At 66.5% G+C, this 23,515-nt stretch carries 18 protein-coding genes and 1 pseudogene; 13 read left to right on the top strand and 6 right to left on the bottom strand.

Annotated features, from left to right (window positions below):
* Nucleotides 1-25: 25 nt before the first annotated feature.
* Complete coding sequence (locus QX132_RS11620; protein ID WP_316161217.1) at nucleotides 26-2,236, bottom strand: penicillin-binding protein 1A; 2,211 nt, start codon at nucleotides 2,234-2,236, stop codon at nucleotides 26-28.
* Between the two features lie 155 nt (nucleotides 2,237-2,391).
* Here QX132_RS11620 and QX132_RS11615 point away from each other — a divergent pair, with 155 nt between their 5' ends.
* From QX132_RS11615 to QX132_RS11600, 4 genes are all read left to right on the top strand, one after another.
* Complete coding sequence (locus QX132_RS11615) at nucleotides 2,392-2,820, top strand: DUF1330 domain-containing protein (RefSeq protein WP_316161216.1); 429 nt, start codon at nucleotides 2,392-2,394, stop codon at nucleotides 2,818-2,820.
* Nucleotides 2,821-3,220: 400 nt separating this feature from the next.
* The gene (locus QX132_RS11610; RefSeq protein WP_315783403.1) at nucleotides 3,221-3,535 is read left to right on the top strand and encodes a metalloregulator ArsR/SmtB family transcription factor; all 315 of its coding nucleotides are present in this window, start codon (nucleotides 3,221-3,223) and stop codon (nucleotides 3,533-3,535) included.
* Nucleotides 3,532-3,891, top strand: coding sequence for a polyketide cyclase (locus tag QX132_RS11605; protein ID WP_316161214.1), 360 nt, complete (start codon nucleotides 3,532-3,534; stop codon nucleotides 3,889-3,891). The genes QX132_RS11610 and QX132_RS11605 overlap by 4 nt, the downstream gene beginning before the upstream one ends.
* Nucleotides 3,892-3,934: 43 nt before the next feature.
* Nucleotides 3,935-4,552 carry an ATP-dependent Clp protease proteolytic subunit gene (locus tag QX132_RS11600; RefSeq protein WP_316161213.1) on the top strand — a complete coding sequence of 206 codons (618 nt, stop codon included), beginning with the start codon at nucleotides 3,935-3,937 and terminating at the stop codon, nucleotides 4,550-4,552.
* Between the two features lie 257 nt (nucleotides 4,553-4,809).
* Here the strand turns inward: QX132_RS11600 and QX132_RS11595 are convergent, their stop codons facing one another.
* From QX132_RS11595 to QX132_RS11585, 3 genes are all read right to left on the bottom strand, one after another.
* Nucleotides 4,810-6,036, bottom strand: a complete 1,227-nt coding sequence (locus tag QX132_RS11595; protein WP_315812104.1) for an ABC transporter substrate-binding protein — start codon at nucleotides 6,034-6,036, stop codon at nucleotides 4,810-4,812.
* 514 nt (nucleotides 6,037-6,550) lie between these two features.
* Complete coding sequence (locus QX132_RS11590) at nucleotides 6,551-6,916, bottom strand: DUF1304 domain-containing protein (protein WP_316161212.1); 366 nt, start codon at nucleotides 6,914-6,916, stop codon at nucleotides 6,551-6,553.
* A 93-nt stretch (nucleotides 6,917-7,009) separates the two neighbouring features.
* Complete coding sequence (locus tag QX132_RS11585; RefSeq protein WP_316161210.1) at nucleotides 7,010-9,805, bottom strand: [protein-PII] uridylyltransferase; 2,796 nt, start codon at nucleotides 9,803-9,805, stop codon at nucleotides 7,010-7,012.
* A gap of 196 nt (nucleotides 9,806-10,001) precedes the next feature.
* Here QX132_RS11585 and QX132_RS11580 point away from each other — a divergent pair, with 196 nt between their 5' ends.
* The 5 genes from QX132_RS11580 to QX132_RS11560 all read left to right on the top strand — a co-directional run bounded on the left by QX132_RS11580 (nucleotide 10,002) and on the right by QX132_RS11560 (nucleotide 14,489).
* The gene (locus QX132_RS11580; RefSeq protein WP_316161209.1) at nucleotides 10,002-10,976 is read left to right on the top strand and encodes an aliphatic sulfonate ABC transporter substrate-binding protein; all 975 of its coding nucleotides are present in this window, start codon (nucleotides 10,002-10,004) and stop codon (nucleotides 10,974-10,976) included.
* Between the two features lie 293 nt (nucleotides 10,977-11,269).
* A complete protein-coding gene (locus QX132_RS11575; protein WP_315775730.1) occupies nucleotides 11,270-12,115 on the top strand; it encodes an ABC transporter permease in 846 nt (281 codons plus the stop codon).
* Nucleotides 12,115-12,900 (top strand): ABC transporter ATP-binding protein, encoded by a 786-nt coding sequence (locus QX132_RS11570; protein WP_316161208.1) that lies wholly within the window; start codon nucleotides 12,115-12,117, stop codon nucleotides 12,898-12,900. The genes QX132_RS11575 and QX132_RS11570 overlap by 1 nt, the downstream gene beginning before the upstream one ends.
* A gap of 56 nt (nucleotides 12,901-12,956) precedes the next feature.
* Entirely contained in the window at nucleotides 12,957-13,466 is a 510-nt protein-coding gene (locus tag QX132_RS11565) for an OsmC family protein (RefSeq protein ID WP_315756858.1), read from the top strand.
* A gap of 219 nt (nucleotides 13,467-13,685) precedes the next feature.
* On the top strand, nucleotides 13,686-14,489 hold the full coding sequence (locus QX132_RS11560) for a hypothetical protein (RefSeq protein ID WP_316161206.1): 804 nt from the start codon (nucleotides 13,686-13,688) through the stop codon (nucleotides 14,487-14,489).
* Between the two features lie 206 nt (nucleotides 14,490-14,695).
* Here QX132_RS11560 and mutS read toward each other — a convergent pair whose 3' ends face one another.
* Nucleotides 14,696-17,428: a DNA mismatch repair protein MutS gene (gene mutS, locus QX132_RS11555; protein ID WP_316161205.1), complete on the bottom strand. Its 2,733-nt coding sequence runs from the start codon at nucleotides 17,426-17,428 to the stop codon at nucleotides 14,696-14,698.
* Nucleotides 17,429-17,789: 361 nt separating this feature from the next.
* Between mutS and pcaF the strand changes: the two genes are divergently transcribed.
* The 4 genes and pseudogenes from pcaF to QX132_RS11535 all read left to right on the top strand — a co-directional run.
* Complete coding sequence (pcaF, locus tag QX132_RS11550; RefSeq protein WP_316161204.1) at nucleotides 17,790-18,998, top strand: 3-oxoadipyl-CoA thiolase; 1,209 nt, start codon at nucleotides 17,790-17,792, stop codon at nucleotides 18,996-18,998.
* Between the two features lie 131 nt (nucleotides 18,999-19,129).
* Complete coding sequence (locus QX132_RS11545; protein WP_316161202.1) at nucleotides 19,130-20,023, top strand: dioxygenase; 894 nt, start codon at nucleotides 19,130-19,132, stop codon at nucleotides 20,021-20,023.
* A gap of 59 nt (nucleotides 20,024-20,082) precedes the next feature.
* A complete protein-coding gene (locus QX132_RS11540) occupies nucleotides 20,083-21,147 on the top strand; it encodes a phosphotransferase (protein WP_315812097.1) in 1,065 nt (354 codons plus the stop codon).
* Between the two features lie 172 nt (nucleotides 21,148-21,319).
* Nucleotides 21,320-21,595, top strand: a pseudogene (locus QX132_RS11535) (SPFH domain-containing protein); the annotation flags it as partial.
* Nucleotides 21,596-21,954: 359 nt separating this feature from the next.
* Here QX132_RS11535 and QX132_RS11530 read toward each other — a convergent pair.
* Nucleotides 21,955-23,514: a DHA2 family efflux MFS transporter permease subunit gene (locus QX132_RS11530; RefSeq protein ID WP_315735301.1), complete on the bottom strand. Its 1,560-nt coding sequence runs from the start codon at nucleotides 23,512-23,514 to the stop codon at nucleotides 21,955-21,957.
* Nucleotide 23,515 lies beyond the last annotated feature (1 nt).

The raw sequence follows: 23,515 nt of genomic DNA, 5'->3' as shown, positions 1-23,515 counted from the left end.
TGACGGTGGTCGTGGTGCAATCAGATCAGCGCCGGCCGCCGAACAACCGGTCCACCAGCCAGCCGTCGAGCCCGGCCGCGGGCTCCGGACGAACATTGCTGCGGCTCGGGCTCGGCGCCGCCGAGCGCGCCGAGTAGGCTGCATTGGGTGCGGGGGCCGACGGTGCTGAAATCTGCGAGGCGATCTGCGCCAGCGTCGGCACAAGGCCCGAGCCCTGCGCGTTCGGCAGCGCCGCCACCGGCACGCCCTGATGCGCCGCGCGCATGAAGCGGGTCCAGACCTCGACGGGTAGGCCGCCGCCGGTCGCCTTCCTGGTCGGCGAGTTGTCGTCATTGCCGAGCCAGACGCCGGTGACGAGGCGCGCGGTGTAGCCGATGAACCAGGCGTCGCGGAAATCCTGGCTGGTGCCGGTCTTGCCGGCGGCGATCCAGCCCGGGATCTCCGCCTTCTTCGCGGTGCCGGAGATCAGCGTCTCCTGCATCATCTGGTTCATCATCGCCGCGTTGCGCGGCTCGATCACCTGCACCGGCTGCTCGGCCTGGCGCATGTAGAGCAGTTTGCCGTCGAGCGTCCTGATCCGCGTCACCACATGCGGCGAGACGCTGACCCCGCCATTGGAGAACGGCGCGTAGGCGCCGACCAGCTCGATCATCGACACCTCGGAGGTGCCGAGCGCGATCGACGGGTTGGGATCGAGCTTGGAGGCGATGCCCAGGCGGTGTGCGGTCCGCACCACGTTCTTCGGTCCGACCTCGAGACCGACACGCACCGCGACCGTGTTGAGCGACATCGCCAGCGCCTGGGTCAGCGTCACCGGGCCGAAATATTCGCGGGTGTAGTTCTCCGGCTTCCAGCCCTTCAGGTCGAGCGGCGCGTCCTGGCGCACCGTGTCCGGCGTCAGGCCCTGCTCGATGGCGGTGAGATAGACGAACGGCTTGAACGCCGAGCCGGGCTGGCGCTTGGCGGTCACGGCGCGGTTGAACTGGCTGTCCGCGTAGTTGCGGCCGCCGACCATCGCACGCACGGCCCCATCCGGCGTCATCGCCACCAGCGCGCCCTGGCTGACGTTGAATTTCACGCTCTTGGCCGCGAGCTCGTCGATGATGGCGGCCTCGGCGACGGATTGCAGCTTCGGATCGATCGTGGTCTCCACGACGATCGACTCCTCGACCTGGCCGACGAGGTCGTCGAGCACCTCGCCGATCCAGTCGGCGACGTAGTTCACGGTGCCGGCGCCGGCCGGCTTCACCGCCACGGAAGGATGCGCGATCTGGGCCTGCGCCTGGGCGTCGGTGATGAACTTGGCCTCGGCCATCGCCGCAAGCACGGTCTGCGCGCGCTTGGCCGCGCCCTCCGGGTTGCGGTTCGGCGCCAGCCGCGACGGCGACTTGACGAGACCTGCGAGCATCGCGGCCTCGCCGATCGTCACCTGCCGCGCGGACTTGCCGAAATAGCGCTGCGCCGCCGCCTCGACGCCATAGGCGCCGGAGCCGAAATAGACCCGGTTGAGATACAGCTCGAGGATCTCGCGCTTCGAATATTTGCGCTCCAGCCACAGCGCCAGCTCGGCCTCCTGCAGCTTGCGCGCCAGCGTGCGCTCCTGGGTCAGGAACAGGTTCTTGGCGAGCTGCTGCGTCAGGGTCGAGCCGCCCTGTGATACGCCGCGATGCAGGATGTTGGCGACGACAGCGCGGGCGATGCCGATCGGGTCGATGCCGAAATGCTGGTAGAAGCGGCGGTCCTCGATGGCGATGAAGGCCTTCGGCAGATAGGGCGGCAGATCCTTCAGCGCGACATTGGCGCCGGCCATCTCGCCGCGCTGCGCCAGCATGGTGCCGTCATAGCCCACGATCTCGATCGTCGGCGGCCGCTTGGGGATCTCCAGCGACTGGATCGGCGGCAGATGCGCGCCGGCCCAGATCACGACGCCGACCAGCGCGATCACGCCCCACAGGCCGCAGACCAGCGCCCAGTAGAACATGCGCCCGATCGGCAATCCCCAGCGCGACCTGCCGCGGCTCGGCTTTGGTTTCGGTGTTGAGGTCTTCGGCTCGCGCGCCGGCACATCGTCCTCGTCGTCGGGCTCGACCGGCCTTTTCTTCGCAGCGGACTTCTTGGGCGCGTTGTTGCCGGAGGGGATGCGATCCTTGGGGTCGAGGCGCAGATCGGCCATCGCGGCCGCAAGACCGAATCGCGGCTCCTTGCGTCCGCCGCTCTGTTTCCGTCCCCGCGCCATACGCAACCCGAGCCCGCGACCCCGCCGTCCGACCACGGTAATGTCCGGAGTTTAAGGGGCAGTTAGGAAGAGCTTAACGCGCGATTAGGAGTTTCGCGCCGCTAACGCCGCGTTATGGTTAAGCGAAGGTCAACAACAATCAGGCGAGGGAATTCATGGGCCATATCGATCCCACCAAGGAGGTGTTCGCGCAGTTCCGGGAGAATGACCGCCCGGGTCCGATCCACATGCTGAACCTGGTGCGGCTGCGTAAGGAGGCCGCCTATCCCGATGGACGCAAGGTTAGCGGCGCGCAAGCCTATGCCGCCTATGGCCGCGAGAGCGGCCCGGTGTTCGAGCGCCTCGGCGGCCGCGTCGTCTGGCAGGGTCGTTTCGAACTGATGCTGATCGGTCCGCAGGAGGAATACTGGGATCACTGCTTCATCGCCGAATATCCGAGCGTGCAAGCCTTCGTCGCGATGATCCGCGATCCCGTCTATCGCGAGGCGGTGAAGCACCGCCAGGCTGCGGTCGAAGACTCGCGCCTGATCCGCCACGCCGTGCTGCCGGTGGGGAGGAATTTCGGCGAGGTGCCGACGGCGTAGGCTGCTTTCGGCGTGCCCATCTTTGGACACCGCTGCTTGCTGAGGAAAAGGTACGTTCCCTCCCCCCTTGTGGGGGAGGGCTAGGGAGGGGGGTAGCCGCGAAGACGGTCGCCCGGAGCTACCCCCCTCCCCAACCCTCCCCCACAAGGGGGGAGGGAGCGCAGCGGTGGGCTGGGTCGGGGCGTGTCTTCATCGCCGCCGTCGTCACCCACGAAGGCGGGTGACCCAGTATTCCGAGACGGTGGTGATCGACCGAGACGCCGCGGCGTACTGGATGCCCCGCCTGCGCGGGGCATGACGTGAAGGAGGAAGCGGCGAGAACTGCGCAGCATGCTTTTGACGATCGAGCGATCGAAAAAGCCGGCTTGCACGACACATAAGTTTATGCTTATGTGTTGGCATGATCGAGAGTGACATCTTCAGGGCCCTGGCTGATCCGACGCGATACGCGATCTTCGAGAAGCTGGCGAACGGCAGCATGAATGCCAGCGCGCTTCGCGAGGGTCTGACGATCAGCCAGCCGGCGATGTCCCAGCACCTCGCGGTTCTCAGAAGCGCGGGATTGGTGAGGGAAGAACGGCAGGGTCGCTTCGTCAACTATGAGGTCGATCCGGAGGGCCTGGCGCAGATCGCGCGCTGGCTGGCGAAGTACCGCGCCTACTGGCCGTCGCGGGTCAATGCGTTGAAGGCCGTGCTGAAGGACATGGACCAATGACCGATTTCAAGGATGACCGGCAGAGCGACGATCTGGTGCTCGACTATGAACTCGACGCTCCGCCGGAGAAGGTGTGGCGGGCGATCAGCATTCCCGCGCTGCGCGAGAACTGGCTGCCTTCAGGAGAATTGGCCGATGCCGCCCCGGTCTCCTCGACGCCCGGCGAAGAAGTTCGCTACCGGATGCGCGACGACGAGCCGCCGTACCTCGAGAGCATCGTGACGTTCCAGGTCATGCCCAATGCCGCAGGCGGGACCAGGCTGAGAATCATTCACGGACTGGTCGTCACGAAGCTGATGCGGCGGACGCCGCCGGCGGCGAACAGCAACCGGCGCAGCCTGATGCGCGCGGCTTGACGCTCTAGTTCACTAACAACCCACTGAAACCGGGAGCTCGCGCATGCGCGACACGATGCAACTCGTCCCTATGGTCATCGAGCAGTCCAGTCGGGGCGAACGATCCTTCGACATCTATTCGCGGCTGCTCCGTGAGCGGATCGTCTTCCTGAACGGCGAGGTCAACGACACGGTGTCCGCCCTGGTCTGCGCGCAACTGCTGTTTCTCGAGGCGGAAAACCCAAAGCGGCCGATCCATCTCTACATCAATTCACCCGGCGGCGTGATCACCAGCGGCCTCGCGATGTATGACACGATGCAATTCGTCAAAGCACCGGTACACACGCTCTGCATGGGAACGGCGCGTTCGATGGGGTCGTTTCTTCTCATGGCGGGCGAGCCGGGCGAGCGTACGGCGCTGCCCAATGCAAGTCTTCACGTGCATCAGCCGCTCGGCGGCTTTCAGGGCCAGGCGTCCGACATCCTGATTCACGCCAAGGAGATGGAGCAGACCAAGCGCCGCATGATCAGGCTCTACGCCGAGCATTGCGGACGCAGCTATGAGGACGTCGAGCGCACCCTGGATCGCGATCACTTCATGACCGCGGACGAAGCCTTGCAGTGGGGCTTGATCGACCGGGTCGTCAAGCAACGAGACCTGGGTGACGTCATCAACGACTGATACTCCCTCGACGCGACGGCGGATCCTACCGCAACAGCCGTTGTCACCCGCGATGCGGTCGAATGGCCGTCGGCGAGCGCACGCAGCGGCGAACGGGCGCAACCCGTGCCGCAATGCAGAACGGGGCCGCGCTATCCCGCAGCCCCGTCCCGTCGATGTTGACCGCGTCATTCCGGGGCGATGCGCAGCATCGAATCCGGAATCTCGAGGGTCCGGGCTCGTCGCTATCGCACGCCCTGGAACGACGTCGAGTGCAGCTAGCCCGCCGCGCCCTTGTCCTCCAGGATCGGGCCGAACAGCTCCCAGCGCTCGCCGTTGAACTTCATCATCTGTAGCTGCTTGTTGACGCGATAGTCGGTCGGCGAGGTGTTGATCTTCATGCCCGGCAGCGACAGGTCGCCGACGACGTCCTTCAGCGACGCCGCCTGCTTCATGACGTTCTCGCGCGTCAGGTTGTCGCCGCACATCTGCAGCACCGTCACCAGGAGCTGTGCGTTCCCGTAGCCATAGACGTTGAAATTGGAGTTCTTGTCGCCCTCCGGATAATACTTGGCCATGAAATCCAGATAGCGCTTCATGCCCGGATCGTCCTTCCAGGTCGGATCGAGCGGGTCCTTGCCGTAATTGACCGAGATCACGCCCTTGGAGGCTTCGAGGCCGGCCGGTTGCATCACTGCGCCGACAGAGGTGGCATTGATATCGACGATGTGGACGGGGTGCCAGTCGAGCTCATGCAGCTTCTTGATGGCCTGAGCGGCCTGCTTCGGCGTCGCGGCGGAGAACAGCAGGTCGGCGCCGGCCGCCTTGATCTTGAGGATCTGCGAGTCGATGGTCGGATCGGACACCTCGTAGGAGGCATCGGCGACGATCATGGTCGATGCCTTGTCACCCAGGCCGGCCTTGATCCCGTTCAGATAGTCCTTGCCGAGATCATCGTTCTGATAGAGCACGCCGATCTTGGCGTTGGGATGCTCCTTCAGAATGTACTGGCCGTAGATGCGGCCCTCGGTGAAGTAGTTGGGATTGTACCCCATGGTCCAGGGGAAGTTCTTGGGGTCGGTGAACTTGGTGGCGCCGGTGGCGGCGAACAGCTGCGGCACCTTCTTCGCGTTGAGGTATTTCTGGACCGCGGCGTTGGACGGCGTGCCGATGATCTGGAAGGTCAGCAGCACCTCGTCGTCCTCGACCAGCTTGCGGACCTGCTCGACCGCCTTGGGCGGCGAATAGGCGTCGTCATACTGGATCAGCTTGATCTTGCGGCCATTGATGCCGCCCTGCTCGTTGATCATGTTGAAATAGGCAGCCTGGGTCTTGCCGATCGAGGCATAGGCCGAGGCGGGGCCCGAGAACGGCACGGTCTGACCGACCTTGATCTCGGTATCGGAGGCGCCGGGATCATACTTCTTCTGGGCCGAGGCTGACGTGACGGAGAGGGTGACGGCCAAAGCGGCCGCGCCTGCAAGACGGAAATATCCCTGTCGCATGGGGTCTGCATTCCTCCTGAATGTTGTTGTGCGGCTGGTCTGCCCGGACGGGCGCCATCGCTACAGGCAGTGTGGAGGAACGGCTTGGCGGACGCAAGGCGAGCCGCCACCGGGACTGCGGCGGTTCCGCGGGGCGAGGGCTTAGGATGCAAGCTCGATGATCGTGACTTCGCGCCATTGCGAGCCAAGCTGCCCCCTGACATTCAGTGTCGTCCCGGCCAAGCCCTGGCGTCGCGCAGCGACGTCAGGGCGCAGAGCCGGGATCCATAACTACAGGCCGCCCTGTGGCGAAGACTCGGAGTTGCGATCCTGCCTCGAACGTCGCCCGGGAGTATGGGTCCCGGGTCGGCGCACGCCGTCGCGTTGCGCCGCCGTGCTTGCCCGGGACGACATCTGTGGTCGCTGCTTCAAAACGGCTTCGCCATTTTGCGCGCGAATGTCCCGGAGTGACGTCCTCATGGGCACCGACATCGTCCGCAGGTGTCTCGAAGGACGGCCGCGGACTCGGTGTTGATCAAGCTGCCAGCCAGACGAGCACCAGGCCGATTGCCGCCGGCACGCTCTGGATGAACAGGATCTTGCGGCTGGCGGTGGCGGCGCCATAGAGCCCGGCGACGAGCACGCAGAGCAGGAAGAAGATCTTGACCTGGAAGGCAAACGCGGGCGCCGGCTGCGCGAGGCCCCAGAACAGGCCGGCGGCGAGGAAGCCGTTGTAGAGGCCCTGATTGGCGCCGAGCACCTTGGTCTGCTCCGCGCGCTCCGGCGTGTTGTTGAACGCCCTCAAGCCGGCCGGCTTGGTCCAGAGAAACATCTCGAGCACGAGAATGTAGACGTGAAGCAGGCCGATCAGTCCGACGACGATGTCTGCAATCAATGCCATGGTTCGGCTCCCCCAAGCCTGCCGGGACCGGCGGTGGTGCCGGCCCCCTCGTTCAAATCGGCTCCGATCGGCTCAATGCCGCGCAATGGTCTCTCATGCCGCCGGTTGGGCGGCCGCGTCGTCGTTCGCCAACAGATGCAGCAGCGCGCTCTTGATCGCCGCCTGCCGGGTCGGCGCGTTGATCTGCGCGCCCAGCAGATCGGTCACGTAGAACACGTCGCGGGCGCGTTCGCCGAAGGTGGCGACATGGGCCGAGGCGATGTTGAGATTCAGCTTCGAGATCGCCGTCGTCAGCTCGTACAGCAGGCCGGGGCGGTCGAGGCCGGAGACCTCGATGACGGTGTAGAGCTCCGACCATTGATTGTTGATGGTCACTTCCGGCTCGACCGAGAACGCCTTGTGCTGCTTGCCGCGCGTCGTCCGCCGCGCCACGGCGTCCGGCAGCCGCAGCTTGCCCTCCAGCACCTGCTCGATGGTCTCGCCGATCCGGGTCGCACGCCGGCCCTCGTCCTCATCGCGCTCATACTCGCGGGAGATCGCGATGGTATCGAGCGCGCGGCCGTCGGTCGTGGTATAGATCTGGGCATCGACGATGTTCGCCCCGGCGGAGGCGCAGGCGCCGGCGATGATCGACAGCAGCCACGGATGGTCCATCGCGAAGATCGTCAGCTCGGTCACGCCGCGCGCCGGATCGAAGCCGACATTGATCGCGAGCTTGTGGCCGGCATCCTCGCTCGATCGCACGAAGCGGGCATGGCGGATCTTGCGCGGCAGCTCGACCTTGAGCCAGTAGGCCGGATAATGCCGGCCGATATAGGTGTTGAGCTCGTCCTCGGGCCAATCGGTGAAGGCGTTGCGGAATTCAGCCTGCGCCGCGGTGATGCGCTTGGCGCGGTTGACCTCGGAGAAGCCGCCGGTCAGCACCGGCTCGGTCTCGTAGTAGAGCGTGCGCAGCAGTTGCGCCTTCCAGCCGTTCCAGACGCCGGGGCCGACGCCGCGGATGTCGGCGGTGGTCAGGATCGTCAGCAGCTTCATCTGCTCGACGGACTGCACCACGGCGGCGAAATTCTCGATCGTCTTGCGGTCCGACAGGTCGCGCGACTGCGCCACCGTCGACATCGTCAGATGCTCCTCGATCAGCCAGGCGACCAGCTCCGTGTCGGCATTGTTGAAGCCCAGCCGCGGGCACAGCCGGCGCGCGATCTTGGCGCCAGCGATGGAATGGTCCTCGGGCCGTCCCTTGGCGACGTCGTGCAGCAGCACGGTGATGTAGATGACGGCGCGGTGCTCGGGCCGGATCTTGCGCATCAGGTCGGAGGCCAGGGTGAACTCGTCGATGCCGCCGCGCTCGATCTCCTGCAGAAAGCCGATGCAGCGGATCAGGTGCTCGTCGACCGTGTAATGATGATACATGTTGAACTGCATCATCGACACGATGCGGCCGAAGGCGCGGATGAAGTGGCCGAGCACGCCGGTCTCGTTCATCCGCCGCAGCACGACCTCGGCATCGTTGGAGGTCAGGATCTCCATGAACAGCCGGTTGGCCTCGGGATCGTCGCGCAGCTCGGTGTTGATCAGGTTCAAGGAGCGCGTGACCGCGCGCATCGCGTCGGGATGGAAGGCGAGGTTGTTCTTCTGCGCCAGCCGGAAGATGCGGATCAGATTGACCGGATCGTGCTTGAAGACGTCGGGCGCGGCGAGGTTGATGCGGTTGTTGTCGACGATGAAGTCGTCACTCTCCGGCACGCGCCGCCAGGTCGAGCCGGTGGTCAGGCGCGAGATCATCCGGCTCAGCACCGGCGCCGGCTTGGCCTGCTGGTCCTCGAGCTTGGCGCACAGGATGGCGGTAAGATTGCCGACCTCCTTGGCGACCAGGAAGTAGTGCTTCATGAAGCGCTCGACATCCTGCATGCCGGGATGGCTGGTGTAGCCCAGCCGCACCGCGATCTCGCGCTGCAGGTCGAATGACAGCCGCTCCTCGGGCCGTCCGCTGACGAAGTGCAGGTTGCAGCGCACCGACCACAGGAAATCGGCGCAGCGCCGGAAGGTGCGGTATTCATGCGCGTCGAACACGCCGCGCTCGACCAATTCAGCGGTCTCACGCACGCGATAGACATATTTGGCGATCCAGAACAGCGTATGCAGGTCGCGCAGGCCGCCCTTGCCGTCCTTGACGTTGGGCTCGACGAGATAGCGCGACTGGCCGCCGCGGCGGTGCCGCTCCTCGCGCTCGGCCAGCTTGGCGGCGACGAACTCGGCGGCGGTGCCCTGCACCACCTCGTTGTCGAAGCGCGCGACCAGCTCGTCATAGAGCGGCCGGTCGCCGGCGAGATAGCGCGTCTCCAGGATCGCGGTGCGGATGGTCATGTCGCCGCGCGCCTGGCGGATTGACTCGTCGACCGAGCGGGTCGCATGGCCGACCTTCAGCCCCATGTCCCACAGCGAGTACAGGATGGCTTCGGCGACCTGCTCGCCCCAGGCGGTCTGCTTGTAGGGCAGGATGAACAGGAGATCGATGTCGGACTCCGGCGCCATCAGGCCGCGGCCATAGCCGCCGGTGGCGACCACCGCCATGCGCTCGGCGCCGCTCGGCACTTGCGAGCGGTAGAGGTGCTGGGTGGCCGCGGCGTAGAGGATGCGGATGATCTCGTCCTGCACGAAGCAGAGCTGCTCGGCGCAGCGCCGGCCGTGGCGGTCCTTCAGCAGTTGCGCCTGGGCCGCTGCGCGCGCCTTGACCAGCTCGGCCTTGAGGAATTGCACCACCGCGGCGCGGAACATGTCCTCGCGGCCCGAATGCTGCGCGGCCAACGCGTCGACCGCAACCGCGATGCCGGCGCTGTCGAAATCGGAAAGGCTATCGGGGTGGGAATTGGGGGCGACGCTGTCCATGGATGCAACCGGATATCGAACAAGGCCTGTGCTGTCACGAAACTTCCAATGCAACAATCGATCCATGCTGTCATCGGTGGTCACGGGATGATGATCGTTCTGAATGGTGCCGTCGAAAGGAAAAGCAATTCTCGCGCGCCCCTGGCATAACTCATTGAAACCACAGCAATGTTTCTTGAGGCTTGGAGGGGTGACGATGGGTGGATTGTCGAGGCGCGGATTTGCTGCGGTTGCGGCCGTGGTTCTCCTGGGATGCGGCGCTGCACGCGCGGCCGAGCCGGTGAAGGAGATCCGCATCGATTGGGCGACCTACAATCCGGTGTCGCTGGTGCTGAAGCAGAAGGGACTGTTGGAGAAGGAGTTCGCGAAGGACGGCATCAGCATCGTCTGGGTGCAGTCGGCCGGCTCCAACAAGGCGCTCGAATTCCTCAACGCCGGCTCGCTCGATTTCGGCTCGACCGCCGGCTCCGCCGCGCTGGTCGCCAGGATCAACGGCAATCCGATCAAGTCGGTCTACGTCTATTCGCGGCCCGAATGGACCGCGCTGGTCACGGCCAAGGATTCCAAGATTGCCTCCGTGGCTGACCTCAAGGGCAAGCGGGTCGCGGTGACCCGTGGCACCGATCCGCACATCTTCCTGGTGCGCGCGCTGTTGTCAGCCGGCCTCAGCGACAAGGACATCACGCCGGTATTGCTGCAGCACGCCGACGGCAAGGCGGCGCTGATCCGCGGCGACGTCGACGCCTGGGCCGGGCTCGATCCGATGATGGCGCAGGCCGAGGTCGAGGAGGGCGCCAGGCTGTTCTACCGCAAGGCCGACGCCAACACCTGGGGCATCCTCAACGTCCGTGAGCAGTTCCTCAAGGACAATCCCGAGATCGTCCGCCGCGTGCTCGCCACCTACGAGGTCGCACGCAAGGACGCGCTGGCTAATTACGACGACCTGAAGAAGACCTTCATCGCCGTGACCAAGCTGCCGGAGGCCGTCGTCGACAAGCAGCTCAAGGAGCGCACCGAGCTCACCCATAGCCGCATCGGCGCACCCCAGCGCGAGTCGATCCTCGCCGCGGGCCTCGCTTTGCAGCAGGCCGGTGTCGTCGATGCCAAGGTGGATGTGAAGGCGACGCTGGATGCCCTGATCGACGACCAGGTCCCGCTGCCGACGAACTAGAACGTACGAAGCACTGTTGCAGATACAACCAATGCTGCAGACAAAATAACGGTGTCGTCCCGGACAAGCCCGCCAGCGCGGAAGCGCTGGCGGGCGCAGATCCGGGACCCATACTCCGTGAAGGTCGTTGGGAGGCAGGCTGGAGCGGCATCTCGTCTCACCACGGCGGCCGCGGAGTATGGGTCCCGGCTCAAGGCCGGGACGACAGCAAGTTAGGAGCGCCGTCCTCGGCCCCATTACCATCCACCACCATCACCACGCCTTGCATTCCCGCGCGGGACACTGTTCTCACTATGACCATGACCGTCGAATTGCAGGCGCCGGCTGCCGCCATACCCCAGACTGCTCGCCAGCCATGGCTCACGCGGCTGACGCGCCCGCTGCTCGGCTTGCTGCTGCCGCTGTCGCTCGCACTCGCCTGGGAGCTTGCCGTCCGGGCCGGCTGGTCCAACGGCCGGCTGGTGCCGCCGCCCTCGAAGGTCTTCACCACCATCGCCGAGCTCGCCCGCTCCGGCGAACTCTCCCGCCACATCACGATGACCTTGACCCGCGTCGGCGTCGGTTTTGGCCTCGGCGTCATTGCCGGAACTGTCCTCGGCGGCATCTGCGGCTATTGGGGCCTCGCCCGGCGGCTGGTCGATCCCACCATCCAGGCGTTGCGCGCGATTCCCTCGATCGCCTGGGTGCCGTTGTTCATCCTGTGGCTCGGCATCTTCGAGACCTCCAAGGTGGCGCTGATCGCGGTCGGCGTATTCTTCCCGGTCTATCTCGGCCTGACCGGCGCGATACTCTCGGTCGACCGCAAGATCGTCGAGGTCGGCCGCATCTTCCGTCTCTCCGGGCCGGCGATGATCCGCCGCATCCTGCTGCCCGCGGTGCTGCCGGCGTACGTCGTGTCGCTGCGCGTCGGCCTCGGCCTGGGGTGGATGTTCGTCGTCGCCGCCGAGTTCATGGGGGCGTCGGAAGGGCTCGGCTACCTCCTGATCGACGGCCAGCAGCTCGGCAAGCCGGCGCAGATCGTGGCGGCCATCGTGATCTTCGCCATCATCGGCAAGGCGACCGACTGGCTCCTGGAGATCGCCACCGCGCCGCTGTTGCGCTGGCAGGACAGCTTCGCACGCCAGAGCGGGGCCGCCTGATGCTGTCGTTGCAAGCCGTCACCAAGGTCTATCCCAACGGCGTTCACGCGCTGGAGCGGTTCTCGACCGAGATCCAGCTCGGCGAGATCATCGCCATCATCGGCGGCTCCGGCTGCGGCAAGTCGACCTTGCTGCGCGCCGTCGCCGGGCTCGACCGCGCCAGCGCCGGCACCGTGACGCTCGACGGCGAGGCGATCACGGCGCCGCATCCCAAGGTCGGCATCATCTTCCAGGAGCCGCGGCTGCTGCCGTGGCTCACGGTCGCCGACAACATCGGGTTCGGCCTGTCCGAGTTGCCGGCGGCCGGGCGCCGCGATCGCGTCGCGCGCGCGCTCGAACGTGTCGGCCTCGCCGACAAAGCGAAGGTCTGGCCGCGCGAATTGTCCGGCGGCCAGGCGCAACGCGTCGCGATCGCCCGCGCATTGGTGGCGCGGCCGGAGGTGCTCCTGCTCGACGAGCCGTTCTCTGCGCTCGATGCCTTCACGCGCAAGGACCTGCAGGACCACCTGCTCGACCTCTGGGCCGATACGCGCCCGACCCTGGTGCTGGTCACGCACGACGTCGAGGAAGCCGTGGTGCTGGCCGACCGCGTGATGGTGATGCGGCCGCATCCGGGCCGGCTGTTCGAGGAGATCACCGTCAATCTGTCGCGGCCGCGCGACCGCAACGCGCCCTTGTTCGACCAGTTCAGGCGCCATGTGCTCACTGCACTGGATCGCTCGCTCGACCGGACGATGCCGGACGCGCAGGGCAGGCGTGACGCCGGCGGCGGCCTGTGGTGGTGACTTTGGCGGCCCGGCCCGGTACATCTCGTCCGAAATGACTCCGGGAGAGAACGACAATGGATGCTGCCGAGCTGCGCGCCATGCAGGCGCCGATCAAGGAACGCTACAAGGCCGATCCGTCCGCCGCCGTCATCACGCTGAAGGCCAAGGGCGAGGTCGGCGGTGAGGGTCTGACCTGCAAGCTCGAGACCGGGCGCGCAATGGCTGTGGCCGGCCTGCATCCGGGGACCGGCGGCTCGGGGCTCGAGCTGTGCTCCGGCGACATGCTCTTGGAAGCGCTGGTCGCCTGCGCCGGCGTCACCCTGAAATCCGTTGCGACCGCCGTCGAGGTCCCGCTCAAGAGCGGGCTGGTGCTGGCCGAAGGCGATCTCGATTTCCGCGGCACGCTCGGCGTCGACAAGGAGGCCCCCGTCGGCTTCCAGGAAATCCGCCTGCGCTTCGAGGTCGACACCGACGCGCCGCAGGACAAGCTCGACCTCTTGCTCAAGCTCACCGAGCGCTATTGCGTGGTGTATCAGACCATCAAGAACGGCCCGAAAGTGTCGGTCAGCCTGAAGCGGGTGTAGTTGCACGGCGGCGCTGCCGCTGAGGAGACAAGCTGTTGAGGCTCGCTCGGTCTGCGCCTCCCCCGCGTGCGGGGGAGGTCGCCGTGCATCGCAGATGCGCGGCGGGTGGGGGAATTCTCTCCGCACGGCACACCCATTATCACCACCCGAGCCGCGCCCCCACCCCGGCCCTCCCCCGCAGGCGGGGGAGGGAGATCACTGTCCGCGCAGCATGAGCTGATGTCCCTCGATCCCCCCTTTCTGCTGCTGCTGACCTTGCGCATGGCGATCGCGGCGTCGTTCGTGGTGTCGGCGTCGATGATCGCCGAGCGCACCGGGCCTGTCATCGGCGCGCTGGTCGCGACCCTGCCGATCTCGGCGGGGCCGACCTACGTTTTCCTGGCGCTGGACCACGATGCCGCGTTCATCGCGCAGGGCGCGCTGACCAGCCTGCCGATCAACGCCGCGACGATCTTCCTCAGCTTTGCCTATGCCGTGCTGGCGCAGCGCCGCAGCGTGCTGGTGGCAAGTGCCACGGCGGTGGCGGTGTGGCTCGGCCTCGCGGTGCTGATCAAGAGCGTGCAGTGGACGTTGTTGATGGGCATCGCCGCCAACGTCGTGACGTTCGCCATCTGCCTGCCGCTGCTGCAGCGCTATCGCCACGCCAAGATGCCGCTGATCACGCGGCGCTGGTACGACGTGCCGCTGCGCGCTTCGCTGGTGGCAACGCTCGTCGCCACCGTCACCTCGGTCTCCGGCTGGGCCGGCCCCAGCGTCTCCGGCATCCTGGCGCTGTTTCCGATCGTCTTCACCTCGATGATGCTGATCCTGCAGCCGCGCATCGGCGGGCCCGCGACGGCGGCCGTGCTGGCCAACGGCGCCTGGGGCCTGATCGGCTTCTCGCTCGCCGTCGTCGTGCTGCACCTCGGCAGCCTGCATCTCGGCGCGGCGGTCGGCCTCAGCGGCGCGCTGGCGACCTGCGTCGGCTGGAATCTCGGCCTGTGGTGGCTGGGGCGACGGAAGGCAGCTCGTCAGCTTGCGTAGGGTGGGCAAAGCGAAGCGTGCCCACCGAGTTGCATGTCACGCTGCAAATGGTGGGCACGACGCCTCGCGTCTTTGCCCACCCTACGGCATCTCTCTGTCATTCCGGGGCGACGCCGCAGGCGGCGAGCCCGGAATCCATCTGGCTGCATGCGCTGACGAAGGATGGATTCCAGGTTCGCGCTGCGCGCGCCCCGGAATGACGGCAACTACTTGTTCGGCAGTTTCGATTTCAGTTGATACAGCGCGTCCATCGCCTCGCGCGGGGTCATCTCGTCCGGATGCAGCGCCTTCACGGCGGCGATCAGTTCCTCTGCCTCCTTCGACATCGCGGGCTCCGCAGCCGCGCGCGAGGGCACCGCGAACAGCGGCAGGTCGTCGACCAAAACGCGCGCGCTCTGGCCGCGGTCCTGGGCTTCCAGCTTCGCCAGCACCGCTTTGGCGCGGCTGATCACGGCCGGCGGCAGGCCGGCGAGCTTCGCGACCTGGATGCCGTAGGAGCGGTCGGCGGAGCCGGGCAGCACCTCGTGCAGGAACACCACGTCGCCCTGCCATTCCTTGACGCGGACCGTGGCGTTGAACAGCCGTGGCAGCTTGGCGGCGAGGGCGGTCAGCTCGTGATAATGCGTCGCGAACAGTGTGCGGCAGCGGTTGCTCTCGTGCAGATGCTCGATCGCGGCCCAGGCGATCGACAGGCCGTCGAAGGTCGCGGTGCCGCGCCCGATCTCGTCGAGGATCACCAGCGCGCGCTCGCCGGCCTGGTTGAGGATCGCCGCGGTCTCGACCATCTCGACCATGAAGGTCGAGCGCCCGCGTGCGAGATCGTCGGCGGCGCCGACGCGCGAGAATAGCCGGTCGACGATGCCGATGCGGGCCCGGCTCGCCGGGACGAAGGAGCCAATCTGGGCCAACAAAGCAATCAGCGCGTTCTGGCGCAGGAAGGTTGATTTGCCGGCCATGTTCGGGCCGGTGAGCAGCCAGAGTTGCCCGCTCTTGTGGCCCGGCGTCGGCGACAGATCGCAGGAATTGGCGATGAACGGCTGGCCTTCGCGCTTGAGTGCCTGCTCCACCACGGGATGGCGGCCGCCCTCGATGGCGAAGCCGAGCGAGCCATCGACTTCGGGGCGCACATAGTTGTCGTCGACCGCGAGCTTGGCCAGCGCGGTCGCGACATCGAGCATCGCAAAGCCGTGCGCGGCGGCGCGCAGATCGTCGCCGATCGCCATCGCCGACGCGCACAGCCGGTCGAAGATCTCGAGCTCGAGATTGAGCGCGCGCTCGCCGGCGTTGGCAATCTTGGCCTCGATCTCGCCGAGCTCCGACGTGGTGAAACGCACCTGGCCGGCGAGGGTCTGGCGATGGATAAAGGTCGCGTTCAAGGGCGCCGACATCAGCCTGTCGCCGTGCTGCGCGGTGACCTCGACGAAATAGCCGAGCACGTTGTTGTGGCGGATCTTGAGCGCCTTGACGCCGGTCTGGTCGGCGTAGCGCGCCTGCATCGAGGCGACGACAAGCCGCGAGGCGTCGCGCAGATTGCGCGTCTCGTCGAGCGTCGCATCATAGCCTGATCGGACGAAGCCGCCGTCACGCTTGATCAGCGGCAACTGCTCGTCGAGCGCGCGGGCGAACTCCTCGGCGAGCGCCCGCGCGGGCCGCGCCAGCGCAGCCATCACGGACGTGACGTCTTGCGGCGGCTGCTCCAGCGCGGACAACCGCGCGAGCGCCTGGTCGGCGGCAAGGATGCCGTCGCGCAAGGCGGCGAGATCGCGCGGGCCGCCGCGGCCAACCGAGAGCCGCGCCATGGCGCGGGTCATGTCGGGCGCGCCGCGCAGGATGGAGCGGATGTCCTCGCGGGCGGCGCCGTCGGTGACGAACGTGGCGACTGCATCGAGACGGCGCCCGATCTGCGCCGGCTCCGTCAAGGGCGCCGCGAGCCGTTGTGCCAGCAGCCGCGAGCCGGCGGATGTGACCGTGCAGTCGATCGCGTCCAGCAGCGAGCCGCGCCGCTCACCGGCGAGCGTGCGCGTCAGTTCGAGATTGGCGCGGGTCGCCGGATCGATTGCCATGGTGCTGCCGGTCGCCTCGCGCGCCGGCGGGGCCAGCGGCGGGCGCTGGCCCACTTGCGTGCGCTCGACATAGGTGACGCAGGCGGCAGCGGCCGTGGCCTCCAGCCGCGACAGCACCGCAAGCCCGTCCATGGTCGCGACCGCGAAATAATCGCACAGCCTTCGCTCTGCGGTGGCGCCGTCGAACACGTCGCGCGTCAGCGGTGTGACCGCGGCGAGTTCGCGCAGCACCGGCTCGAAGGTCGCATCAGAATACAGCGCATCCGAGATGATCACCTCGTTCGGATTGATGCGGGCGAGCGTCGCGGTCAGCTCGGCGAACGCGCATTCGGTGACGATGAAGTCCGAGGTCGAGATGTCGATCCAGGCGAGCCCGAGCCGGTCGCCGCCGGAGGAGCCGCGGCTGCGCGCGATCGACAACAGGTAGTTGTTGGCGCGCGCATCGAGCAGATTGTCTTCCGTCAGCGTGCCCGGCGTCACCACGCGCACCACGCCGCGCTTGACCACGCTCTTGTTGCCGCGCGCCCGCGCAGCCGCCGGATCCTCCATCTGCTCGCAGACCGCGACGCGGATGCCCTGCGCGATCAGCCGGTGCAGATAGTCCTCGGAGCGCTCGACCGGCACGCCGCACATCGGGATGTCCTGGCCCAGATGCTTGCCGCGCTTGGTGAGCACGATGCCGAGCGCTTTCGAAGCGACTTCCGCGTCCTCGAAGAACAGCTCGTAGAAATCGCCCATCCGGTAGAACAGCATCAGCCCCGGATGCGCCGCCTTGATCTCGAGATACTGCTCCATCATCGGCGTGAGCTTGGCCGGCGCCTCGGCGGGCGCGGCGTCGGGCGGAACGGGGACGGAGATGGGCTGCTGGATCGTCATGGCGCGGAAACTAGCCAATTTGCCCGGACGGTCCTACCGCTTTGCAGGCGATGTCCCGGTTTTCCACGCCCGAGCAGTGGCGGCTCTTGTACCTCCCCCGCTTGCGGGGGAGGTCGCATCGCATCGAAGATGCGATACGGGTGGGGAAGTCTCTCCTCACGGGGATTCTCGCTTGGGGCTGCCCCCACCCCAGCCCTCCCCCGCAAGCGGGAGAGGGCGCCCACCGTTCGTGAGGCGTGAGCGTCGCATCCAGCAGCTTGAGCGCATGCCACCCCGCGCTCCCGTCATTTGACCTGCTCCCATCGCACTCCTAAAACCGCCGTCAATTCTGACCAGAAACACGAAAGTTCGGGAGAGAGCGATGCGAGACGTGTTTATTTGTGATGCGGTGCGGACCCCGATCGGCCGCTTCGGCGGCGCGCTGGCGAAAGTGCGCACCGACGATCTCGCGGCGACACCGCTGAAGGCGCTCAAGGCCAAGCATCCAAATCTCGACTGGGCGGCGGTCGACGAGGTGTTCTTCGGCTGCGCCAACCAGGCCGGCGAGGACAACCGCAACGTTGCGCGTATGGCGCTGCTGCTCGCGGGCCTGCCGGATTCAATTCCCGGCCAGACCTTGAACCGTCTCTGCGCCTCCGGTCTCGACGCGGTCGGCGCGGCGGGACGTGCGATCCGCGCCGGCGAGGTCGATCTCGCGATCGCGGGCGGCGTCGAATCCATGACGCGCGCGCCGTTCGTGCAGGGCAAGGCGACCGAGGCGTTCTCGCGCTCGGCCGAGATCTTCGACACCACGATCGGCTGGCGCTTCATCAATCCCCTGATGAAGCAGCAGTATGGCGTCGATTCGATGCCGGAGACCGGCGAGAACGTCGCCGAGGAATTCCAGGTGTCGCGCGCCGACCAGGACGCGTTCGCGATCCGCTCCCAGCAGCGCGCCGGCAAGGCGATCGCGTCGGGCTATTTCGCCGCCGAGATCACGCCGGTGTCGGTGCCCGGCGGCAAGGCAGGGCCCGTGACCGTCGACAAGGACGAGCATCCGCGCCCCGAGACCACGCTCGAAGGCCTCGCCAAGCTGAAGCCGATCGTGCGCAATCCGGGCACCGTCACCGCCGGCAATGCCTCGGGTGTCAATGACGGCGCGGCCGCGATGATCCTCGCGTCGGAGGCCGCCGTGAAGAAGCACGGCCTGACCCCGCGCGCCCGTGTGCTCGGCCTTGCCTCCGCCGGCGTGCCGCCCCGCATCATGGGCATCGGCCCGGTGCCGGCGGTGCGCAAGCTGATGGAGCGGCTCGGCCTGAAGATCACCGATTTCGACCTGATCGAGTTGAACGAGGCGTTCGCGTCTCAAGGCATCGCCTGCCTGCGCCAGCTCGGCGTCGCCGACGATGCCGATTTCGTCAACCCGCATGGCGGCGCCATCGCGTTGGGACATCCGCTCGGCATGAGCGGCGCGCGCATCGCGATGACCGCCGTGCATGGGCTCGAGGTCCGCGGCGGCAAGCGTGCGCTCGCCACGATGTGCGTCGGCGTCGGCCAGGGCGTCGCGCTGGCGGTCGAGACGATCAAATGACGAAGCGCTAAGCGCTTCGTCATTCCGGGGCAGCCCGCAGGGCTGAACCCGGAATCTGGAGATGAGTCCTGCAATATCGAGATTCCGGGTTCGACGCTGGCGCGTCGCCCCGGAATGACGGAGTCCTGACGATGACCATCTCACGCGAACAGGACGTCACGCCGGCCGTGCTGGCGGTGATGGAGCAGACCACCAATCCGCGGCTGCGCGAGATCATGGTCTCGCTGATCAAGCACCTGCACGGCTTCGTCCGCGATGTCAGGCTGACCGAGGCCGAATTCCGCGAGGCCGCCGCCCTCGTCGCCGAGCTCGGTCAGCGCACGAACGACACCCACAACGAGGTGGTGCTGATGGCCGGCTCGCTCGGCGTCTCGCCGCTGGTCTGCCTGCTCAACAATGGCGATGGCGGCAACACCGAGACCGCGCAGTCGCTGCTCGGTCCGTTCTGGCGGCTGAACTCGCCTGTTACAGCGAACGGCGGCTCGATCGTGCGCTCGGCGACACCAGGGCCGGCGTTGTTCGTCAACGGGCGCGTCGTCGATCCCCATGGCGCGCCGGTCGCCGGCGCCGAGGTCGACGTCTGGCACGCCTCCCCGGTCGGCACCTACGAGAACCAGGACCCGGAGCAGGCCGACATGAACCTGCGCGGCAAGCTCGTGACCGATGCCGATGGCCGCTTCTGGTTTCGCTCGGTGATGATGGTCGGCTATCCCATCCCGACCGACGGGGTCGTCGGCCGCCTTCTGAAGGCGCAGGGCCGCCATCCTTATCGGCCGGCGCATCTGCACGCGCTGATCGTCAAGCCGGGATTCAAGGTCCTGATCTCGCAGGTCTACGACCCCAACGACCCGCACATCGACAGCGACGTCCAGTTCGGCGTCACCAAGGCGCTGCTCGGCAACTTCATTCGCCACGACACGCCGCACCCGACCGAGCCCGACGTCACCGCGCCCTGGTATTCGCTCGATCACGTCTACCGGATGGAGATCGGCGACACCGTGCTGCCGCGCGCGCCGATCAAGTAGCGCTTCGGAATATCCATGCTAGTGTGGGCAAGCTGCAACCCTGAAGGGACGGCGCCTATATGTCCTCCACCGACTTGCCGTCCGTTGCCAAGCCAGCCGCGTTGACGGCGACGATGCGTGAGGCGGGTGTGCTCGAGTCCGGCGCGGTCTCGGACGTCGCCGTGATCAGCGACCGGCCGATGCTGTTGTCGCGCATCATCCGCCTTGGTTTGTCTTATAGCGGCGCGGCTCCGGACGCGCCGAAGGCGCTGATCCTGAAAATCCCGATGCCGGCCTTCGCCAAGACGCTGTGGCGGGGCGGGCGCCACGAGGTCAACTTTTATCGCGGACTGGCGCGGCTCATGCCGACGGGCCTGGTGCCCGGCTCTTACGGCGGCGCGTGGGACGAAGCCGCGCTCACCTGGCACTTGTTGCTCGAGGATCTCACCGACACGCACCAGACGGCGACGCCATGGCCGCTGCCGCCCGCGCTGCCCCAGGCCGAGGGGATCGTGCGGGCGCTGGCGCGGCTGCATGCGGCGTGGTGGGACGATCCGCGGCTTGGCGTGTCCATCGGCAGCTTCGCGACCGCGGACGAGCGCGCCGAGCGCGGCAGGACCTTTGCCGGCCACTATCAGCGCTTCGCCGATCAGTTGGGAGACCGCCTGAGCGCGGACCGGCGCGCGGTCTACGAACGCCTGATGGCGGCGACGCCGCGGCTCTCGGAACGCTATCTGTCGCGGCGAAACCTCAGCATTGCGCATGGCGACGCGCATGTCTGGAATTTTCTGGTGCCGAAGGCCGCCGACAGCGACGACGTGCGCGCGTTTGATTTCGACCAGTGGCGGATCGGCGTGCCCGCGAACGATCTCGCCTACATGATCGCGCTGCAGATCTATCCCGACCGTCGGGCGCGGATCGAGCGGCCGTTGCTCGACAGCTATCATCAGACATTGGTCGCAGGCGGTGTGACCGGCTACGACAGGGCGTCGCTGGATCAGGACTATCGTCTCGCCGTGCTCTGGCACATCGCCCAGCCGGTCTGGCAATGGGCGATCCAGCTCCCGCCGGTGATCTGGTGGAATAATCTCGAGCGCATCTTCCTTGCGTTCGACGATCTCGGCTGCCGCGAATTGCTGGACTGACGGCGCCTCCCTCGAGACAGGGCCGCACGCGCGCGGCGAGGTCTTTGGCGGTACACGTCACTGCGGTGCATTTGCCGTCGTCGCTACCAGCCCCCTTAACGATTACCAGAGATTGTTCGCCAGCCTTAAACCGCCGGCCAGCAGCGGCGCGACATATCGGCATGGGCATGGCGTCGAGGCCAAGTTCGTCGACGGCCTGCGCTCGGTCGCGGCGACGATGGAGCTGTTGGACCTGCAGGAGAAGCGCTCGGATTTCGTCAAGCACGTCCAGGCCGCGGTCGAGGCCGACGTGCAGTCCAACGGCCTGGAGCTGGAATCGGTGTCGCTGACCAAGCTCGACCAGACCGACATCTCGTTCTTCAACGCCGAGAACTTCTTCGACGAGCGCGACATCGCCAACAAGACCGCGAGCACCCGTGCCGAGGTGGCGAGCGCGACGCAGACGGCGTGGCAGACGGGTCGGCGCCCGCTGACGCTTTGCGTCATCGGGCTTGCCCGGGACGACAGCGGAGGTTCTCGGTTTGAGATTCTTGATACCGTCAGCCCGCGACGCGAGCGACCAATTCCCCCGGGGCTGGGGGCGGCGCTGGAGGAGCCACCGCCCCCGCCCGGCACATCACGAGTGGGGCGCTCATGAAGTGCAGTCCCTGCGCGCAACTCATACGCAGAGAACCGAGTGGGGTGAGCAGAAGATAGCCGGAAACGCGCCGGATTGAAGTTACAAATCCATCACGTCGCGGTCACCTTTTTGCTATCCCGGTCCCGCTGCGTCTCAACAGCGCACGCTTTTTCCGTCGCGGGGAACGGTCACTCCATCACCGCGTGATCGGCCGGTGCCGCCTGCGCGCGCAGTGCCGTCCGAGTCGAGCCGATCATGACCGCGAGCGGGATCGAGACCAGGATGAACATCATGACCAGCTGGTAGTCGTGCGAGAAGGCGAGGATCTGCGCCTGCACCATCACCATCGCATCGGCCATCGCGCGGCCGGCATCCGTGGACAGGTTCAGCAGGCCGGCAACATTGGGCATCTGCAGCGCGTGATTGAACGGGTTGATGTGCTCGACCAGGATCGCGTGGTTTCGCCGCGTTCCCTCGGTGAGCTGCGCGATCGCAATGGAGATGCCGATCGAGCTTGCGACATTTCGCACCAGGGTCAGCATCGAGGTTCCATCAGTCCGTAGCTCGCCCGGCAGCGTCAGGAACGCAACCGTCGACAGCGGCACGAAGACGAGGCCGAAGCCAAACCCCTGCATGATGCTGATGGTGATGATCTCCGGCACGCCGGTCTGGTCGGTCCACGCCGTCATCTGGAACAGCGACAGCGCCGTGAGCGCAAGCCCGACGACGATCAAGGTGCGGGCCTCGATATAGCGCAGCATCCGCCCGACCAGCATCATCGCGACGAACGTACCGCAGCCGCGCGTCGCCAACAGCACGCCGGCGGTGATGATGGGATAGCCGATGACGTTCTGCAGATAGGGCGAGGACAGCGCCATGGTCGAGAACAGCACGAGGCCCATCACGGTCATGAACACGCAGCCGCCGACGAAATTGCGGTCCTTGAACAGCGCGAACTGGATGAACGGGCGCTGCGTCGTCAGCGAATGCGCCAGGAAATAGTAGAAGCCGACGCCGGCGACGATGAACTCGATGATGATCTCGTTGCTCTCCAGCCAGCCCTGATCCTCGCCGCGGTCGAGTGCGATCTGCAGCGAGCCGATGCCGATGGCGAGCGCAGCGAAGCCGAACCAGTCGAAGGTCAGTTCCGCGTTCGGCTTGGTCTCCTCCATGAACGCCATCAGGCCGAGCACGGTCACGGCGCCGAACGGCAGGTTGACGAAGAACACCCAATGCCAGGAATAGGTCTCGGTCAGCCAGGCGCCCAGCGACGGCCCCATGATCGGACCGAGCATCACGCCCATACCCCAGATCGCCATCGCCTTGGCGCGCTCATGCAGCGCGTAGGAATCGAGCATCACGGCCTGCGACAGCGGTACCAGGGAGGCGCCGAACACGCCCTGCAAGAGGCGGAACAGCACCATCTGCGTGATGTCCTGGGCAAGCCCGCACATCACGGACGCGATGGTGAAGCCGGCCGAGCAGACGATGAAGGTGCGCTTGCGGCCGAAGCGGTTGGCGATCCATCCCACCGGCGCGGTCATGATCGCGGCCGCGACGATGTAGGACGTCAGCACCCAGTTGATCTGGTCCTGCGAGGCCGACAGCGTACCCTGCATGTAGGGCAGGGCGACGTTGGCGATGGTGGTGTCGAGCGCCTGCATGATCGTCGCCGTCATGGCGCAGATCGTCACCATGTTGCGGCGGAATCCCGGAACCGCCGATGATGAGGCCGCCGGCGCAGTCATG

The organism is Bradyrhizobium sp. SZCCHNRI20481 (genome assembly GCF_032485055.1).
Taxonomy (GTDB): Bacteria; Pseudomonadota; Alphaproteobacteria; order Rhizobiales; family Xanthobacteraceae; genus Bradyrhizobium.
This window is presented reverse-complemented; position numbering and strand designations above follow the sequence as displayed.

What these genes read in the sequence shown, in the direction of transcription:
- QX132_RS11560 (WP_316161206.1), top strand. Translation starts at nt 13,686, where the DNA reads ATGTCCCTCGATCCCCCCTTTCTGCTGCTGCTGACCTTGCGCATGGCG.
- pcaF (WP_316161204.1), top strand. Translation starts at nt 17,790, where the DNA reads ATGCGAGACGTGTTTATTTGTGATGCGGTGCGGACCCCGATCGGCCGC.
- QX132_RS11545 (WP_316161202.1), top strand. Translation starts at nt 19,130, where the DNA reads ATGACCATCTCACGCGAACAGGACGTCACGCCGGCCGTGCTGGCGGTG.
- QX132_RS11565 (WP_315756858.1), top strand. Translation starts at nt 12,957, where the DNA reads ATGGATGCTGCCGAGCTGCGCGCCATGCAGGCGCCGATCAAGGAACGC.
- QX132_RS11580 (WP_316161209.1), top strand. Translation starts at nt 10,002, where the DNA reads ATGGGTGGATTGTCGAGGCGCGGATTTGCTGCGGTTGCGGCCGTGGTT.
- QX132_RS11605 (WP_316161214.1), top strand. Translation starts at nt 3,532, where the DNA reads ATGACCGATTTCAAGGATGACCGGCAGAGCGACGATCTGGTGCTCGAC.
- mutS (WP_316161205.1), bottom strand. Translation starts at nt 17,428, where the DNA reads ATGACGATCCAGCAGCCCATCTCCGTCCCCGTTCCGCCCGACGCCGCG.
- QX132_RS11590 (WP_316161212.1), bottom strand. Translation starts at nt 6,916, where the DNA reads ATGGCATTGATTGCAGACATCGTCGTCGGACTGATCGGCCTGCTTCAC.
- QX132_RS11585 (WP_316161210.1), bottom strand. Translation starts at nt 9,805, where the DNA reads ATGGACAGCGTCGCCCCCAATTCCCACCCCGATAGCCTTTCCGATTTC.
- QX132_RS11540 (WP_315812097.1), top strand. Translation starts at nt 20,083, where the DNA reads ATGTCCTCCACCGACTTGCCGTCCGTTGCCAAGCCAGCCGCGTTGACG.
- QX132_RS11575 (WP_315775730.1), top strand. Translation starts at nt 11,270, where the DNA reads ATGACCATGACCGTCGAATTGCAGGCGCCGGCTGCCGCCATACCCCAG.
- QX132_RS11615 (WP_316161216.1), top strand. Translation starts at nt 2,392, where the DNA reads ATGGGCCATATCGATCCCACCAAGGAGGTGTTCGCGCAGTTCCGGGAG.
- QX132_RS11530 (WP_315735301.1), bottom strand. Translation starts at nt 23,514, where the DNA reads ATGACTGCGCCGGCGGCCTCATCATCGGCGGTTCCGGGATTCCGCCGC.
- QX132_RS11620 (WP_316161217.1), bottom strand. Translation starts at nt 2,236, where the DNA reads ATGGCGCGGGGACGGAAACAGAGCGGCGGACGCAAGGAGCCGCGATTC.
- QX132_RS11600 (WP_316161213.1), top strand. Translation starts at nt 3,935, where the DNA reads ATGCGCGACACGATGCAACTCGTCCCTATGGTCATCGAGCAGTCCAGT.
- QX132_RS11610 (WP_315783403.1), top strand. Translation starts at nt 3,221, where the DNA reads ATGATCGAGAGTGACATCTTCAGGGCCCTGGCTGATCCGACGCGATAC.
- QX132_RS11570 (WP_316161208.1), top strand. Translation starts at nt 12,115, where the DNA reads ATGCTGTCGTTGCAAGCCGTCACCAAGGTCTATCCCAACGGCGTTCAC.
- QX132_RS11595 (WP_315812104.1), bottom strand. Translation starts at nt 6,036, where the DNA reads ATGCGACAGGGATATTTCCGTCTTGCAGGCGCGGCCGCTTTGGCCGTC.